The 16,689-nt window shown below is 68.4% G+C and carries 11 protein-coding genes; 8 read left to right on the forward strand and 3 right to left on the reverse strand.

Annotated elements, in window-relative coordinates; all coding sequences use genetic code 11:
- Positions 1-34 precede the first annotated feature (34 nt).
- Both ACAG24_RS11520 and ACAG24_RS11525 read right to left on the reverse strand, forming a co-directional pair.
- Entirely contained in the window at positions 35-1,075 is a 1,041-nt protein-coding gene (locus ACAG24_RS11520) for an IniB N-terminal domain-containing protein (protein WP_370473197.1), read from the reverse strand.
- Positions 1,076-1,326: 251 nt separating this feature from the next.
- The gene (locus tag ACAG24_RS11525; RefSeq protein ID WP_370473198.1) at positions 1,327-1,839 is read right to left on the reverse strand and encodes an Rv0340 family IniB-related protein; all 513 of its coding nucleotides are present in this window, start codon (positions 1,837-1,839) and stop codon (positions 1,327-1,329) included.
- A gap of 212 nt (positions 1,840-2,051) precedes the next feature.
- Here ACAG24_RS11525 and ACAG24_RS11530 point away from each other — a divergent pair, with 212 nt between their 5' ends.
- The 4 genes from ACAG24_RS11530 (at position 2,052) to ACAG24_RS11545 (ending at position 11,104) form a co-directional block, all read left to right on the forward strand.
- On the forward strand, positions 2,052-3,857 hold the full coding sequence (locus tag ACAG24_RS11530) for an Hsp70 family protein (protein ID WP_370473199.1): 1,806 nt from the start codon (positions 2,052-2,054) through the stop codon (positions 3,855-3,857).
- Positions 3,858-3,867: 10 nt separating this feature from the next.
- Positions 3,868-6,360 carry an isoniazid response ATPase/transcriptional regulator IniR gene (gene iniR / locus ACAG24_RS11535; RefSeq protein ID WP_370473200.1) on the forward strand — a complete coding sequence of 831 codons (2,493 nt, stop codon included), beginning with the start codon at positions 3,868-3,870 and terminating at the stop codon, positions 6,358-6,360.
- A gap of 143 nt (positions 6,361-6,503) precedes the next feature.
- Complete coding sequence (locus tag ACAG24_RS11540) at positions 6,504-9,719, forward strand: (Fe-S)-binding protein (protein ID WP_370473201.1); 3,216 nt, start codon at positions 6,504-6,506, stop codon at positions 9,717-9,719.
- 116 nt (positions 9,720-9,835) lie between these two features.
- Positions 9,836-11,104 carry a pyridoxal phosphate-dependent aminotransferase gene (locus tag ACAG24_RS11545; RefSeq protein WP_370473202.1) on the forward strand — a complete coding sequence of 423 codons (1,269 nt, stop codon included), beginning with the start codon at positions 9,836-9,838 and terminating at the stop codon, positions 11,102-11,104.
- Here ACAG24_RS11545 and ACAG24_RS11550 read toward each other — a convergent pair.
- Positions 11,088-11,735: a DUF4304 domain-containing protein gene (locus ACAG24_RS11550; protein ID WP_370473203.1), complete on the reverse strand. Its 648-nt coding sequence runs from the start codon at positions 11,733-11,735 to the stop codon at positions 11,088-11,090. The genes ACAG24_RS11545 and ACAG24_RS11550 overlap by 17 nt on opposite strands.
- A 73-nt stretch (positions 11,736-11,808) precedes the next feature.
- On the opposite strand from ACAG24_RS11550, the gene ACAG24_RS11555 reads away from it, so the two are divergent.
- From ACAG24_RS11555 to ACAG24_RS11570, 4 genes are read left to right on the forward strand one after another with little or no spacing between them, the layout of a single operon-like run.
- On the forward strand, positions 11,809-13,038 hold the full coding sequence (locus tag ACAG24_RS11555) for a YibE/F family protein (RefSeq protein ID WP_370473204.1): 1,230 nt from the start codon (positions 11,809-11,811) through the stop codon (positions 13,036-13,038).
- 41 nt (positions 13,039-13,079) lie between these two features.
- Positions 13,080-13,601, forward strand: a complete 522-nt coding sequence (locus ACAG24_RS11560) for a 2Fe-2S iron-sulfur cluster-binding protein (RefSeq protein ID WP_370473205.1) — start codon at positions 13,080-13,082, stop codon at positions 13,599-13,601.
- Complete coding sequence (locus ACAG24_RS11565; RefSeq protein WP_370473206.1) at positions 13,598-14,590, forward strand: FAD binding domain-containing protein; 993 nt, start codon at positions 13,598-13,600, stop codon at positions 14,588-14,590. The genes ACAG24_RS11560 and ACAG24_RS11565 overlap by 4 nt, the downstream gene beginning before the upstream one ends.
- A complete protein-coding gene (locus ACAG24_RS11570) occupies positions 14,587-16,689 on the forward strand; it encodes a xanthine dehydrogenase family protein molybdopterin-binding subunit (RefSeq protein ID WP_370473207.1) in 2,103 nt (700 codons plus the stop codon). Before ACAG24_RS11565 ends, ACAG24_RS11570 begins: the two co-directional genes overlap by 4 nt.

Consider the following 16,689-nt stretch of genomic DNA (forward strand, 5'->3'; position numbering starts at 1 on the left):
AACGGTCCCCGCCAGCAGCCTGGTGTCGCGTGGATCAGAAGGCGTCCACGAGGTCGTTGTCCGTGTTGTTGTTGGAGGCAACGTCGTTGTTGGACGCGATGTCCGTGTCGATGCCGGTGACGTTGCCGGAGAACAGATCCGTGTTGGTCTCGTTGCCGGAGCCGATGTTGGACTCGTAGCTGCTCGAGTTGTCCTCGATCGAGCTCTCCGTGGACGTCACGATGTCGGTCTCGACGTTGGTGTTGACCGAGTTGTCCTCGGTGTTGTCGCTGCCGATGTTGCCGTCGACCTGGGTGCCGGTGTTGACGTCGTTGTCGGTGATGATGATGCCGCCGCCGTTGCCGCCGGAACCGCCGACCGCGTTGCCGGAGCCGATGCCCAGCAGGCTGCCGCCGCCGTCGGCGCCGCCGCCGTTGCCACCGCTGGTGTCGACGTCGTTGAGGACAGGGGCGTCGTTGTCGGCGATGAGGTCGCCGCCCGCGGTCTGAGAGTTGTCCTCGACCTCGTTGTCCTTGCCGACCACGACGTTGGAGCCCGAGCCGGCGAGGATGTCTCCGTTGTTCATCGTGTTGCCGTCGCCGAGCACGGCGCCGTCGCCGCTGACGATGTCACCGTCGTTGTCGCCGTCGACCACGACGCCACCGTTGGTGGCGGTGTTGCTGGTCTTGTCGCCGAAGGTGATGTCACCGAAGCCGAGGTTGAAGGCGCCGTTCTGGGCGTTGGCGCCGGCGTCCTGGATCGGGCTCGCGACGGGGACGTTGTTGCCGCTCAGCAGGTCGGTGTTGGTGTTGGGGGCGAAGGTCGGCGCGTACGACGTCTGCGGGGAGAACGGCGAGGCGAAGTTCGACGCGAGCTGATGGTGGTCGGCAACGGCGCGCTGCAGGCCGACGACCGGGTCGCCGCCGCCGAGGGCGTAGCCGGCGGGAGCGGCCGTGGCGGCCACCGAAGCCAGCTGTGCGGCGGTGACGTTCGGCAGGCCCGCATCGCGGAGGGCGCCGTCGGGGTCGAGGACGAACGTCTGGGCCGCGGCGGGGCTGCGGAAGAGGTCGAGGATGAAGTCGATGAGAGTGTTCATGGGAGTGCCTTTCCGGTTGTTTCTGGGTCTGCTTGCCGGTTGGTCCCGGCGTCTGGAGATCAATTTATGGACTTCGCCGGGCACCGGAAACGGGGCTCGGTCCCAATCCCCGTCGGGGCGATCTAGGGATCGTGGCGAACCCCCGATAGGGGATTAGGGGATGCCCAGGGGGTCAACGCATCGCTGCAGCTCACATGCAGAAAACCCGTGCGGATCATCAGATCCGCACGGGTTTTCGCAGTGCTGAGGGGTCAGTCGAAGAGGTCGAAGCCCGGAACGTGGTCGCCGGTATCCGCGGTGTCGAGCGGCTGCGCCCAATCCTCGACGAGGGCGGTGCCGGTAGCGCCGAGATCGTCGATATCCGGGTCAGCGATCTGCGGGGATACCACCGGATCGACCATGTCGGCGCTGGTGAGCACCTCGAAGCCTGGGTCGACGTCATCGACGACAACAGGGGTGTCAGCCTGCGTATCGACGATGACGGGTGTCGGCAGCTGATCGTCGAAGGCATCGAAGGCCGCCGTCGCAGCCCCGCTTGTCCACACATTGCTGACAGGCTCGAAGTCCAGCGCGTCAAGGCTGTGTGTGGGCGCCGCCATCGACAGCGATTCCGACACCACCGGAATCAGATTCGCTACATCAGCGGTGGTCACGTCGGTCAGATGTGCGTCGGCGAGAGCCTGCGCCGGGTCTGCGGCGTAGCGTGCAGCGGCGTCGGGATCCCGCACGAGCGACATCACGAAGTCGAGTAGCGAGTTCGCCACGGCCACGTTCCTTTCGGAGTTACCCTCTCGGGTGCTGGTGGCGACAATGCTATTCGCGCAGATGCGCCGCCGGATCGGTGCGAATCCCGGGCCGGCCGCGGCGTCGTTAGGGGATCACCCGTTAGGGGCTCCGCCACACTAGGGGAACGTCCGTGGTGGGTGGTCGACGAGCCGCTAAGGTGGTGCACGGTCCAGACAGGAGAGACACCGCCATGACCGAACCGCTGGGGTTGTCGATCGGGACGACCAATCTCGTCGCAGCCCGTGTGGGCCGCCCACCCGTGACCCGCCGCTCCGTCCTCACGCTCGTCCCCGGCCAGGCGCCGGAGGTGGGCGCACCCGATGAGATCCCCGCCCGCAGCGAGCAGGGGATCGTGCTGAGCGGGTTCGTCGAACGGGTCGGAGACCCTGTGCCGCTCGTCGCGACGGACGGCACCTCGCACCGCGGGGAGCAGGTGCTCGCCGCGGCGCTCGACGCGATGGCACGCCTGGTAGACGGCGGCTCGCCGGTGACCGTCGCCGTGCCGTCACACTGGGGCCCCGGCACGGTGGGCGCGTTGCGCGGCGCCTTGCGCACCGTGCCGAGCCTGTCGCCCGACGGTGTGCCCGCCACGCTGATCCCCGACTCCACCGCGGCGCTGTCGTCGCTGAAGATCACGCCGGGTCTGCCCAGCAGCGGTGTGGTCGTCCTCGTCGATCTCGGCGCGGGCGGGTCCAGCGTCACCCTCGCCGACGCGGGCGCCAACCTCGTGACGGTCGGCCAGACGGTGCGCTATCCGGATTTCTCCGGCGACGGCATCGACCGGGCGCTGCTCGATCACGTGCTCGCCGGCGTCAACGACACCAACGCCGCCGACACGTCCGGAACGGCCGCGGTCGGTCCGCTGGCCCGGCTGCGTGACGAGTGCCGCGCCGCCAAGGAGAGACTGTCGGCCGAGACCGCCACGGCTGTACCCGTCGACCTGCCCGGCTTCCGCTCCGACGTACGGGTGACGCGACCCGAGCTGGAACAGCTCATCTCAGAACCGTTCGCAGGCCTGCTCAACATCATCGGCGACACGCTGGAAAGCAATGGCGTTGCCGCTCAACATATCTCGGCAATAGCCACTGTCGGCGGCGGAGCCGCGATACCGATGGTGACCCAGCGGCTGTCCGAACAACTGCGCGCACCCGTCGTCACCACACCGCAGGCGTTGCTGAGCATCGCCGCGGGCGCAGCGCTGGTCGCCAACCAGAGCCTCGCGGGCGACGCCCCCACGGGGATGGCCCCGACCGGGATGGCCGCCGCTGCCGACATGCCGACCGCGATGGGGCCTGCGGCCGATATGCCGACCGCGATGGGTCCGGCAGCACCCGTCGCGGGTGGCGCGCTGGCGTGGTCGCAGGACGACGACGCCGTGCAGGATCCGACGCCCTACACCGGCGCCGATTACACGGCCTCTTCCGCGTACACCGATCCGAGCTCGACCGCTGCGCGACCCCCCGTCGCGTTCGCGCCCGAGGACGACGACTACCGCGACGATTTCGCTCCGCTGCCCTGGTACAAGCGCCCGCCGCTGCTGTTCGGACTGGCCGCGGCAGCGGCGCTGCTCGCAGTCGGCGGCCTCGCGATCACCCTGACCAGTTCCGACGGGAGCTCGGAGACGGTCACGGAGACGGCTTCGACGACGCCGGCCGAGACGACGCCCCCCGAGCTGCCACCGCCGGTCACCACCGTCACAGTCGGTCCCGACGGCATCGCGACCACGACGGTCAGCCAGCCGCCGCCACCTCCGCCCTCGTCGACGACGACCACGTCACCGTCGACCACGTCGTCGACGACCACGACCACCACGACGACCACGACCACCACCACGCCGACGACCACGACGACGCGGACCACGACCACGCAGCCGACCACGACGCAACCGCCCACGACCACGCAGCCGCCGACGACCACGGCCGCACCGGAACCGGAGCCCGAGCCGGTGGACCCGGATCCGATCATCACGACCGTCATCCCCGACGCCGGCGCCTGACCCCGGGGCGATGGAAGTGCTGCCGGCCGCCCGCGAGGCGCTCGCGGCCGTCGACACCGATCCGAGCGCGCCGGTCAAACTGGTGGTCACTGGCGGCGTCGGCACCGGCAAGTCGACGGTGCTGTCCGAGTTGCGGGCCTCGTTCCGATCGGCGGGCCGCCACGTCGTTACTCACCCTGAGGCGGCCGGGGCGGCCGTGGTCGTCGTCGACGATGCCGACCTACTCGACGATGCCGAATTGGACCGTCTCACAGCGCTTGTCGCGGCCCCTGACGCGGCCGTCGTCATCGCCGCCCAACCGCTCGCGCACCGGCCCGCCCTGCGACGTTTGGTCACTGCCCTGGAACGCGAGAACCCCGCGATCACGCTCGCCCCGCTAGCGCCCGCCGAGATCGGCCGCGTCGCCGCGTCAGTTCTGGGCATGCCGGCCGGACCCGAACTGGTGCGAGTTCTCGCCTCCGCGACGGGCGGGTTGCCCTTTCTGTTGACCCCCGCCCTCTCCGCTGTTTCGGACGGCGCGGCGGCGGTTCGGCAGGCCGCGCGGTTCGCCCTGATCGAACGGCTCCGCCGCGTGGATGAAGGACTTCTCGACACCCTGCTCGTCACGTCGCTGAGCACTGGACTCGGGCCCGACGACGTCGCCGCGGCGCTGCGGATGTCACCGGAGGCCGCGCTCGCGGCTGTCGACAGGGCACGCGCCGCCGCGCTGGTCGAACCCTCGCACCCGCAGCCCTTTCTGCGCACGGTTCACGACTGCATCGCCCAGATTGCCGGTGCGGCAAGGCATCACGACATCGAGGTGTCCGTTCTGCACTCGCAGCTGGAGCTGTCGACGCTGACCGCCGAGCTTGCCCTGCGGATGGCCGAACACGGACTGCGCGACGACCGGCTCGCGACCGCGCTCACCGGCTTCGCCGCCGGAACCCGAGGACATCCGGCTCGCGCAGCACGGCTCTACCGCGCCGCCGCAGACGCGGGCGCGACGGCCTTGAGCGGTCAGCTGGCGGACGCGCTGGCGCTGACCGGTGACTGTGCAACGGCCGGCCGACTCTGCGACGACCTGCTCACCTCGCAGGATCACGGGGAGCGCGCCGCGGCGGTCCGGATCGCCGCGAGCATTGCGATGCACGACGGTGGAGCCGCCCAAGCCGCAGACCTGTTCCGGTGGCTCGGTCCCACCACCGATGCGGTCGTGACGGCTGCCTGGACGATCGCCGCACTGGCCGCAGGTGATGCCGCGGCGGCCCGGGCCACCGCCGACGAGCGGCCGTCCGGACCGCCGACATCGGTCGCGCGGGCAGCCCGCAGCGTCACCGAGGGCCTGGTGATGACGTTGGATCAGCCGTACCCGGTGGCAGTGGCGAGGCTGAGCCAGTCGTTGTCCGCCGAGGGAGCCGACGGCGGCGTCCTGCCGGACACCTCCGCCGCCCTGGTGACCCTCGCCGCGCTGCACAGCGGCGACCCCGTGCGCGCCCGCAGCGTCATCGGACGCGCGGTGCACAACGACGGACAACCCGACCGGGCCGATGCGATCTTCGTCACTCAGCGGCACCGTCTGCTCCTCGGGTGGGCGCACATGCAGGACGGTCACCTGAGCGCCGCCGCCGCTGCGGCGCCGGCCGGGGACCTCGCAACGCTGCACCGGCGGGACGCGCTGTGGGCCGCAGCGCTGCACACCGGCGTCGCCCGCCGGGCAGGCGACAGCGGCGCCATGCAGAAGCACTGGTATTCCGCCATGGAGGTGCTGGCGGAGAGTTCGACGGACGTGTTCGCGCTCCTCCCGCTGGGCGAACTGTGGATCGCGGCGGCGCGGATGCGGCAGGTCGATCGACTGCAGCATGCGATCGACGGGGCGTTCGCGCTGCTGGCCGAGCTGGGAGATCCGGTGTTGTGGGCGGTGCCGCTGCACTGGGCGGGCGTCCACGCCGGCATCCTGGCCAATGCGCCCGACGCCGTCGCGCCCCACGGCCAGGCCCTTACGGCCGCAGCCCCGGGCAGCTCGTTCGCAAAAGCGCTGGCAGTCGCCGGTCGCACCTGGCTGCGGGTACTCGCCAACCAGGTCGACGTGGCCGACGTGACAGTCGCGGCGCGGGGTCTGGCCCTTCACGGACACACCTGGGACGCGACCCGGCTGGCCGGTCAGGCCGCGCTCCAAACCACCGATCAACGGGTGTCGCAGGCGATGTTGCAGCTCGCGCGCGACCTCAAGCACGCCGCCACCTCACCGGAAGCGGACCTCGTGGCGTCCGTTCCCGAACGGGATGAGACGTCCTCGCGCACGTTCGCACAGCGCGGCGCGGCACACCTGTCAAACCGCGAGCGCGAGGTCGCCGAACTGCTCTTGCAGGGCATGCCGTACCGGGAAATCGGCGCGCAACTCTTCATCTCGGCAAAGACTGTCGAGCACCACGTGGCGCGGATTCGACGGCGGCTGGGTGCGGAATCCCGATCAGAAATGCTGTCGATGCTGCGCGCCCACCTCGCGCCCTCGGCGGGGTCCTGACTCGTCTAACCGGGTTAGTTAGGTCAGCCTTCGTAGCGCCGATTCCTTGCCTGATGTAACTATGAGCAGGCACCGCGCTTAAGTTACTCTCAAGTAACATCGACTAAGTTACCCTCGGGTAACAAGAAAATCCGGAGGCCCGCGTGGAAACGCAGATGCTGATCAGGATCGTTGTCGGGGTCCTCGGGATCGCCATCGTCGGCGCTCTCGCGGTCAAACGGGTGCTCTGGTTGACCAAATTGATCCGCTCCGGGCAACCGTTGAGCGAAGGCAACAACCGCAAGGACAACCTCAAGAAGCGCATCACCACGCAATTCGAAGAGGTCTTCGGGCAAACCCGGCTGCTGCGCTGGTCGATCCCGGGTATCGCGCACTTCTTCACGATGTGGGGCTTCTTCGTCCTGGCCACGGTCTACCTGGAGGCGTTCGGCCAGCTCGTCGACCACGACTTCCACATCCCGGTCGTCGGGCGCTGGGACGCGCTGGGCTTCCTGCAGGACTTCTTTGCCGTCGCGGTGCTGCTCGGCATCATCACGTTCGCGATCATCCGCATCGTCCGTGAACCCAAGAAGCACGGCCGCGACTCCCGGTTCTACGGATCGCACACCGGTGGCGCCTGGCTGATCCTGTTCATGATCTTCAACGTCATCTGGACCTACGCACTGGTCCGCGGCGCCGCCGTCAACACCGGCGCGCTGCCCTACGGCAACGGCGCCTTCTTCTCCCAGGCGATGGGCTGGATCCTGCATCCGCTCGGGGAGCCGGCCAACGAGTGGATCGAAACGCTGGCCCTGCTCGCGCACATCGCGGTCATGCTGGTGTTTCTGCTGATCGTGCTGCACTCCAAGCACCTCCACATCGGCCTGGCGCCGGTCAACGTCACGTTCAAGCGCATGCCGAACGGCCTCGGACCGCTGCTGCCGGTGGAGTCCAAGGGCGAGCTCGTCGACTTCGAGGATCCCGCCGAGGATGCAGTGCTGGGCAGGGGCAAGATCGAGGACTTCACGTGGAAGGGCTATCTGGACTTCACCACGTGTACCGAGTGTGGCCGCTGCCAGTCGCAGTGCCCGGCCTGGAACACCGGTAAGCCGCTGTCGCCGAAGCTCGTGATCATGAACCTCCGCGATCACATGTTCGCGAAGGCGCCCTACATCCTGGGCGACAAGGAAAGCCCGCTGGAGAACACCCCCGAGGGTGGTCTCGGCGAGGAGATCCGCGGCGAGAAGAAGAGCGAGGAGCACGCGCACGAGCACGTGCCGGAATCCGGCTTCGAGCGCATCATGGGCTCCGGCCCCGAGCAGGCCACCCGGCCGCTGGTCGGCACCCTCGAACAGGGCGGCGTGATCGACCCCGACGTGCTGTGGTCCTGCACCACGTGCGGTGCGTGCGTCGAGCAGTGCCCGGTGGACATCGAGCACATCGACCACATCGTCGACATGCGCCGCTACCAGGTGATGATGGAGTCCGAGTTCCCCGGTGAGCTCGGCGTGCTGTTCAAGAACCTGGAAAACAAGGGCAACCCCTGGGGCCAGAACGCCAAGGACCGCACCAACTGGATCGACGAGGTCGACTTCGACGTCCCGGTCTACGGCAAGGACGTCGAATCGTTCGACGGCTTCGAGTACCTGTTCTGGGTCGGCTGCGCCGGCGCCTACGAGGACCGTGCGAAGAAGACCACCAAGGCGGTCGCCGAACTGCTCGCGGCAGCCGGGGTGAAGTACCTGGTGCTCGGCGAGGGTGAGACCTGCAACGGTGACTCGGCTCGCCGCTCCGGCAACGAATTCCTGTTCCAGCAGCTGGCGGCACAGAACGTCGAGACGCTCGGCGAGCTGTTCGAAGGTGTCGAGCGGGTCGACCGGAAGGTCGTCGTGACGTGCCCGCACTGCTTCAACACGCTGGGCCGCGAATACCCGCAGCTCGGCGGCAACTACACGGTGCTGCACCACACCCAGCTGTTGAACCGCCTGGTCCGGGACAAGAAGCTGATACCGGTCAAGGGCACCGATGGCAGTCCGAACGGGCAGGACATCACCTATCACGACCCGTGCTACCTGGGCCGTCACAACAAGGAGTACTCCGCTCCGCGTGAGTTGATCGGTGCGTCGGGGGCGAAGCTCACCGAAATGCCGAGGCACGCCGATCGCGGCTTGTGCTGTGGGGCCGGCGGTGCCCGGATGTGGATGGAAGAGCACATCGGCAAGCGCGTCAACGTCGAGCGGTCCGAAGAAGCGGTCGACACCGGTGCCTCGACGATCGCGACCGGTTGCCCGTTCTGCCGGGTCATGATGACCGACGGTGTCGACGACGTGACCGCCACCCGCAGCCTGGAAAAGGCCCCCGAGGTGCTCGACGTAGCCCAGCTGCTCCTGGGGTCGCTGGACAAGAGCTCCTTCACGCTGCCCGAAAAGGGCACGGCGGCAAAGGAAGCCGAAGAGCGCGCGGCCAAGATCGCCGCCGAGGCGCCTGCCGAGGTGGACGCGACCGAAGAGGTCGAGGACGAAGCCGAAGAAACTGCGCCCGCCGAGGCCAAGGCATCGACGGCAACGGAAACGAAGCCGGTCACCGGCCTCGGTGTCGCAGGTGGGGCGAAGAAGCCCGGCAAGAAGGCCGCTGCCGCCGAGCCTGCTGAGGACAAGCCCGCAGCGGCGGCTCCCGCGAAGGGCCTCGGCATCGCAGGCGGCGCCAAGCGTCCGGGTGCGAAGAAGTCGGCAGCGCCGGCCGCCGAAGCCGCGCCTGCTGCAGAAGCACCCGCCAAGGCCGAGCCGGAGGTGAAGGGCCTCGGCATCGCCGGCGGCGCCAAGCGCCCGGGCGCCAAGAAGTCTGCCGCGCCGGCCGCCAAGGCCGAGCCGGCCGCGGAAGCACCCACCGAGGCCGAGACGGAGGCGCCCGCCAAGCCCGAGCCAGAGGTCAAGGGCCTCGGCATCGCGACAGGGGCTCGCCGGCCGGGCGCAAAGAAGGCCGCCCCCAAGGCCGCGCCCAATGAGGGCGAGTCGACGGTCACGCAGCCGCCGAACGTCGACCCCGATCAGGCAGAGCCCGGCTCGAAGGGCGACACCGCCGATTCCGACCGTGGTCTCGACGATGCGCCCAAGCCTGAGCCTGAGGTCAAGGGCCTCGGCATCGCGGCGGGCGCGCGTAGGCCGGGTGCAAAGAAGCCGGCCCCGGCCCCGAAGCCAGAGCCAGAGCCAGAGCCAGAGCCAGAGCCCGAGCCCCAGGCAGAAGCCGAGCCCGAGGCAGAAGCCGAGGCGGCACCCGCGTCCGACGGATCGAGCAACGGCGACGCCCGCGTCGTCGGAGACGAACCTCCGGTGAAGGGACTGGGTATCGCCAAGGGCGCACGCCGGCCCGGCCGGAAGTAGGCCGAACAAGGGTCGGCGCGCGAAACCGCCTTCGGCCAACAACTCCCGGGCTCATATGGGCGACGGCTGTCACCAGGTGCGGAAAAACGCGTGGACAACCGTGGGAGAATTCCGTCATGAGTACGCATCAGGCGCCCTGGCACACGGCTAGTGGCCAGCACGGGCGCCAGCGCGAATTCGCGCAGTCCAGCAAGTTGCAGGACGTCCTGTACGAAATCCGCGGTCCCGTACACGAGCACGCGTCGCGCCTGGAAGCCGAAGGCCACCGGATCCTCAAGCTCAACATCGGCAATCCGGCGCCGTTCGGATTCGAGGCACCCGACGTCATCATGCGCGACATCATCCAGTCGCTGCCCTATGCCCAGGGGTATTCAGATTCCAAGGGCATCGTCAGTGCCCGCCGCGCGGTGTTCACCCGCTACGAACTGGTCGACGGCTTCCCCCGCTTCGACATCGACGATGTCTTCCTCGGCAACGGGGTATCCGAACTCATCACGATGACGCTGCAGGCGCTGCTCGACAACGGCGACCAGGTGCTGATCCCGGCGCCGGATTATCCGCTGTGGACCGCGTCGACGTCGCTGGCCGGCGGAACTCCCGTGCACTACCTGTGCGACGAAACCCAGGGCTGGCAGCCCGACATCGCGGACATGGAATCGAAGATCACCGACCGCACCAAGGCGATCGTCGTGATCAACCCGAACAACCCGACCGGCGCGGTGTACACCCGCGAAAACCTCACGCAGATCGTCGAATTGGCGCGCAAGCACCAGCTTCTGCTGCTGGCCGACGAGATCTACGACAAGATCCTCTACGACGACGCCAAACACATCGCACTCGCCTCACTGGCGCCGGATCTGCTGACACTGACCTTCAACGGGTTGTCCAAGGCGTACCGTGTCGCCGGCTACCGGTCCGGCTGGCTGGTCATCACCGGCCCCAAAGAGCACGCCACCAGCTTCATCGAGGGCATCAGCCTGCTGGCCAACATGCGGCTGTGCCCCAATGTCCCTGCCCAGCACGCGATTCAGGTGGCTCTTGGAGGGCATCAGAGCATCGACGACCTGGTTCTGCCCGGCGGCCGGCTGCTGGAGCAGCGCGACGTGGCGTGGGAGAAGCTCAACGAGATCCCCGGTGTGTCCTGCGTGAAGCCCGAGGGCGCCCTGTATGCGTTCCCGCGCCTGGACCCCGAGGTCTACGACGTCGCCGACGACGAGCAGCTGGTGCTGGATCTGCTTCTGCAGGAGAAGATCCTCGTCACGCAGGGCACCGGATTCAATTGGCCCACACCGGATCACCTCCGGATCGTGACCCTGCCATGGGCTCGGGATCTGGCCAATGCGATCGAGCGGCTGGGTAATTTCCTGGTCAGCTACCGGCAATGACCGGGCGCCCGGTCACCGCGCTGATCCTGCCGCTGAAGATCGCCCAGCGGTCCTGATGCCCGAAGCTCGCGTGTAGCCGCGTGACGTAGCGGCTCAGGGTGTCGAAGTCCTCGATCGCCGCCAGGTAGCAGCAGGTTTTCTCGTAGGCGATCAGCAGGTTGTTCGCGACGGCGTAGGCAACGAGGTCGCCGGTCGAACGTATGCGTTCGACCTCGGCGAGCACCGACATCAAGTTCTCGCACACCCGCGCCGCGAACGCCGGCATGTCGGTGTCGAGGTCGAAGCGCAGCTCATAGGGCGCATCGTGCACCAGATGCTCCCACCGGCGGTCCAGCAGGAACTCCTCTGGACGGTGCAGTCCCGGATCGTGGCCGGGGCAGGCTCGATCGATCTCGACGGAGCCGACCCGGACGTTGACGAAGAAGCCGTACCAGGGTGTGACGCTGTTGTTCCAGTTGGGCTGGAAGTTGATGACGTCGTACAGCGGTCCACGTGATCGGCGAAAAGTGTTCCGGAACCGGGTGAATCCGTGCTCTCGAAGTGCGGGCCCGATCTCGTTGCACAGAACCGATTCGTAAGCTCGTCTCAGTGCCGATTTCGATGCCGATCGCCAGGCTGCGCTTCTGACCATGCCCTCAGGCTAAGTGGGGCAGGCGGGGTGGCCACGCACCAAAATCGCGGCCGACGACCACTACCCTGTCCGGGTGGCGCACTCACACTCGCACTCGCTGAGCGGCCCGTCTCCGCTGGGTCCGCTGGCCGCCAAGATCGTCGTCGGCCTGCTGGTCGCGATCGGGGTCGCGGTCCTCATCGGCGCCGCGCTGCTGTGGCCCAGCGGTGAGAAGGCCGACATTCCGCTGCCGTTCCAGAACGCCGCGGGCGGTGCGGTGACGACGGAATCGGGTCACGTGCTGTCCAGTACCGAGGCCACGTGCGGCAGTCCGTCGGCCGGATCGGTCATCACCTCGACGCCACTGCCCGCCGAGGGCGCGGGAGCATCCTGTGTGCAGTCGTTGGTGTCGATCGACTCCGGCCCGAACCAGGGCGCCAACACGCTGCTGGAGATCGGCGTCGGTCCCGGACAACCGAGCCTTGCGGTGGGCGACGACATCCGGCTCAGCAGGCAGGTCGACGACGCGGGCACCACCACCTACGCCTTCTACGACTTCGAGCGGGCGTGGCCGCTGGCCGCGTTCGCCCTGGTCTTCGCGGTCGTGATCGTCGCGGTGGCCCGCTGGCGCGGGTTCCGGGCCCTGGTCGGCATCGTCGTCGCGTTCGGCGTCCTCGTCGTGTTCCTGCTGCCCGCACTGCGCGACGGGGGTCCGGCGGTTCCCGTTGCGCTGGTGGCGTCCGCGGCGATTCTGTACGCCGTGATCTACCTGGCCCACGGGGTGAGCCTGCGCACCAGCGCCGCACTGCTGGGCACGCTGGCGTCCCTGCTGCTGGCCGCGGTGTTGTCCTGGGCCGCAATCGAACTCGCCCACCTGACGGGCCTCTCGGAGGACCAGAACAACGAGGTGGCCGCCTACCTGGGCAACGTGTCGATCACCGGCATGCTGCTGGCGGGGTTCATCATCGGTTCCCTCGGCGTACTGAACGACGTCACGGTCACGCAGGCGTCGACCGCGTTCGAGTTGGCCGCCCTCGGCGACGGCACGACCCGTCGCGAGGTCTTCGTCGGGGCGATGCGGGTGGGCCGCGATCACATCGCCTCGACCGTCTACACCCTCGTCCTGGCGTACGCGGGCAGCGCGCTGCCCCTGCTGTTGCTGTTCAGCGTCGCCAACCGGTCCCTCGGAGACGTTCTGACCAGCGAGAGCGTCGCCATCGAGGTGGCCCGCTCCGCGGTCGGCGGCATCGCGCTGGCGCTGTCGGTGCCACTGACGACCGGTATCGCCGCTCTGTTGGCGACGCCGCAACACAGCCGTCACTGAGCCCCGAGTTTGGTGGGGTTTACCTCGGGTAACCGGCGGCTGTGAGCCAGCCCCTCCACACCTCCGACGTGACCCTGGAAATCGACGGCCGGGAGCACACGCTGACCGTCGACAACCGGATGACTCTGCTCGACGCCCTCCGAGAACGGCTCGGCGCGACCGCGCCGAAGAAGGGCTGCGACCACGGCCAGTGCGGATCGTGCACCGTGCTGGTGGGTGGCCGACGCTTGACGACGTGCCTGACGTTCGCCGTCGCCGCGGCCGGGTCGCGCATCACCACGGCGGCCGGGCTCGGCGAAGGCGACGAATTGCACCCCGTGGCGCAGGCGTTCCAGGACGAGGACGCGTTCCAGTGCGGATACTGCACCCCGGGCCAGATCTGTTCGGCCGTCGGCATGCTCGACGAGGCCAAGGCCGGGGCACCGAGTTTCGTCAGCGACGACCTGGAGGCGTCTCCTGAGCTCACCGACAACGAGATCCGAGAACGCATGAGCGGCAACCTCTGTCGGTGTGCGGCGTATCCGAACATCGTCAGCGCCATCGGGCGGGCGGCCATCCAGTGAAACCGTTCGAGTATCACGTGGCCACCAGCCCGGCCGATGCGGTCGCGACCTTGGCCCAGCGTCCCGAGGCCGCCTACCTCGCAGGCGGGACGAACCTTGTGGACCACATGAAACTCGGTGTGGCAGAACCGGATCTGCTCGTCGATGTCAGCCACCTCGACCTGACCGACGTCACGCAGACCGATGACGGCGGCGTCACCATCGGAGCCAACGTCCGCAACAGCGACCTCGCCGCCCATCCGATGATCCGCTCGCGCTATCCGGTGCTGGCCCGCGCACTGCTCTCCGGCGCATCCGGGCAACTCCGCAATTCCGCGACCACTGCGGGAAATCTCTTGCAGCGCACCAGATGTGTGTACTTCCAAGATGTCACGACACCGTGCAACAAGCGCGACCCCGGTAGCGGTTGCTCGGCGATCGGGGGTTACACCCGATATCACGCCATTCTGGGCGCCTCCGAGCACTGCGTTGCCGCGCATCCCTCGGACATGGCGGTCGCGGTCAGCGCGCTCGACGGGCAGATCGTCGTCGAGGGAACCGACGGTTCACGGCGCATACCTGCCACCGAATTCCACCGGCTCCCCGGCGACGAGCCCCACCGGGACACCGTGCTCGAACACGGCGAGCTGATCACCGCGGTGGAACTTCCGGCACCACCGCCGAACGCGGTGTCCGATTATCGCAAGGTTCGCGATCGCGCGTCCTACGCCTTCGCGCTGTCCTCGGTGGCCGCCGAGCTCAGCTTCGTCGGCGAGGCGATCGCGACCGCGCGAATCGCCTTGGGAGGAATAGCCCACAAGCCCTGGCGTGCCCGTCACGCCGAGCGGGTTCTCACGGGGGCTCCCGCCACCGAAGACACGTTCGCCGCGGCCGCCGACGCCGAGCTCTCCCACGCCGAGCCCCTGCCCGGCAACGAGTTCAAAGTCGAACTGACCCGTCGCACCCTGATGGCGCAACTCCGCATGCTGACCGAGCGGGGGCTGCGATGACGCTCCTGGAGCCGCGCAGCATCGGCTCGCCGGCGGCACGTCGCGACGGTCCCGCCAAGGTCACCGGCACCGCCACCTACGCGTTCGAGCAGAGGGTAGACACACCGGCGTACGTGCATCCCGTCCAGGCGACCATTGCGCGGGGCCGCGTCATCACGATGGACGTCAGTGCCGCTTCGGCGGTCGACGGGGTGCTCGATGTCCTCACGGTCTTCGACGCCCCTGAGCTGGCCGACGCCTCCGACGGTGAGCTCGCCATCCTGCAGGACGCTCGGGTGCACTTCCGGGGACAGCTGATCGGCGGCGTGGTGGCCGAGACGGCCGAAATCGCGCGGGAGGCCGCGGCGTTGGTCCGCACGGAGTACATCGCCGAACCCCACGACGTCGAATTGCGCGAGGACCATCCAGGGTTGTACACACCCGAGTCGGTGAATCCGTCCTATCCGCCCGACAGTGACGACGGCGACGTCGACGCAGCGCTCGCGGCTGCCGAGTTCACGGTCGACGAAACGTATGTGACGCCGATAGAGCACAACAACCCGATGGAGCCACACGCCTGCATCGCACAGTGGAGCGTCGACAACGGCGCCCCCGCCGTCACCATGTACGACTCCACCCAGGGCGTTCACGTCGTGCGCAAGACTCTGGCACCGATCTTCGGCATCGAACCCGAGCAGTTGCGGGTCGTCGCACCGCATGTCGGCGGTGGCTTCGGGTCCAAAGGTGCTCCGCACGCACACGACGTGCTGGCGTTGATGGCGGCGCAGCGCGCCGGCGGCAGGCCGGTGAAACTGGCGCTGACGCGTCAGCAGATGTTCTCACTCGTGGGATACCGCACCCCGACGATCCAGCGGATCAGGTTGGGCGCGGGCAAGGACGGCCGGCTCACCGCCATCGTGCACGAGGTCGTCGAACAGACCTCTGCGGTCAAGGAATTCGCCGAGCAGACGGCGGTCACGTCGCGCAAGATGTACGCGTCGCCGAACCGTAGGACGTCACACCGGCTCGCGTCGCTCGACGTCCCGGTGCCGTTCTGGATGCGTGCGCCGGGCGAGTGCCCCGGGACGTACGCCGCGGAGGTGGCGATGGACGAGCTGGCGGTGGCCCTCAACATGGACCCCGTCGAGCTGCGCATCGTCAACGATCCCGACGTCGACCCCGAGACGGGCAAGCCTTGGTCGGGCCGTCACCTCGTCGAGTGCCTGCGCACCGGCGCGGAACGCTTCGAGTGGTCGGCGCGCGATCCCGAGCCCGGGAAACGTGTTGCCGGCGAATGGCTCTCGGGCACCGGCGTGGCGTCGTCCACGTACCCGGGAATGGCGATGCCGGGCAACGCTGCCCGCATCACCTACGCCGCCGAGGGGCGCTACGACGTGCACATCGGCGCCGCTGACATCGGCACCGGCACCTGGACCACGCTGTCGCAGATCGCGGCGGACGCGCTCGGCTGCGAGCTCGCGGCAATTCATCTGCAGATCGGCGACACCGACCTGCCGCCCGCCTCGGTCGCCGGCGGCTCGTCGGGCATGACGTCATGGGGATCAGCGGTTGTCGCTGCGGCCCAACAGTTTCGGCGCGACCATGGTAATCCGCCCGCCATCGGCGCGACCACCACTGCCGAGTCACCGGAGAGTTCGGAAGCCGACAAGGTCACCGTGCAATCGTTCGGCGCGCACTTCGTCGAGGCCCACGTCAACCGATACACCGGCGAGATCCGCGTACCGCGCATCCTCGGGGTCTTCTCGGTGGGCCGGGCCATCAACGCCCGCACACTGAGGTCCCAGCTGATCGGCGGGATGACGATGGGCCTGTCGATGGCGCTGCACGAGGAGAGCGTGCGCGATCCCCGGTTCGGGCACGTCGTCACACAGGATCTCGCGACATACCACATCAGCGCGCACGCCGACGTCGCCGACATCGATGCGATCTGGCTCGACGAGGTGGACGAGTACCTCAACCCGATGGGTTCGCGCGGCGCGGGCGAGATCGGCATCGTCGGTGCCGCGGCGGCGGTCGTCAACGCCGTGTACCACGCGACCGGCGTCCGGGTCCGCGAGCTTCCCGTCACGCTGGACAAGGTGATCGCCGGGCTGAGCTGA

Source organism: Mycobacterium bulgaricum (assembly GCF_041287165.2).
Lineage (GTDB): Bacteria > Actinomycetota > Actinomycetes > Mycobacteriales > Mycobacteriaceae > Mycobacterium > Mycobacterium bulgaricum.

What these genes read in the sequence shown, in the direction of transcription:
- ACAG24_RS11520 (WP_370473197.1), bottom strand. Translation starts at nt 1,075, where the DNA reads ATGAACACTCTCATCGACTTCATCCTCGACCTCTTCCGCAGCCCCGCC.
- ACAG24_RS11530 (WP_370473199.1), top strand. Translation starts at nt 2,052, where the DNA reads ATGACCGAACCGCTGGGGTTGTCGATCGGGACGACCAATCTCGTCGCA.
- iniR (WP_370473200.1), top strand. Translation starts at nt 3,868, where the DNA reads ATGGAAGTGCTGCCGGCCGCCCGCGAGGCGCTCGCGGCCGTCGACACC.
- ACAG24_RS11545 (WP_370473202.1), top strand. Translation starts at nt 9,836, where the DNA reads ATGAGTACGCATCAGGCGCCCTGGCACACGGCTAGTGGCCAGCACGGG.
- ACAG24_RS11550 (WP_370473203.1), bottom strand. Translation starts at nt 11,735, where the DNA reads ATGGTCAGAAGCGCAGCCTGGCGATCGGCATCGAAATCGGCACTGAGA.
- ACAG24_RS11570 (WP_370473207.1), top strand. Translation starts at nt 14,587, where the DNA reads ATGACGCTCCTGGAGCCGCGCAGCATCGGCTCGCCGGCGGCACGTCGC.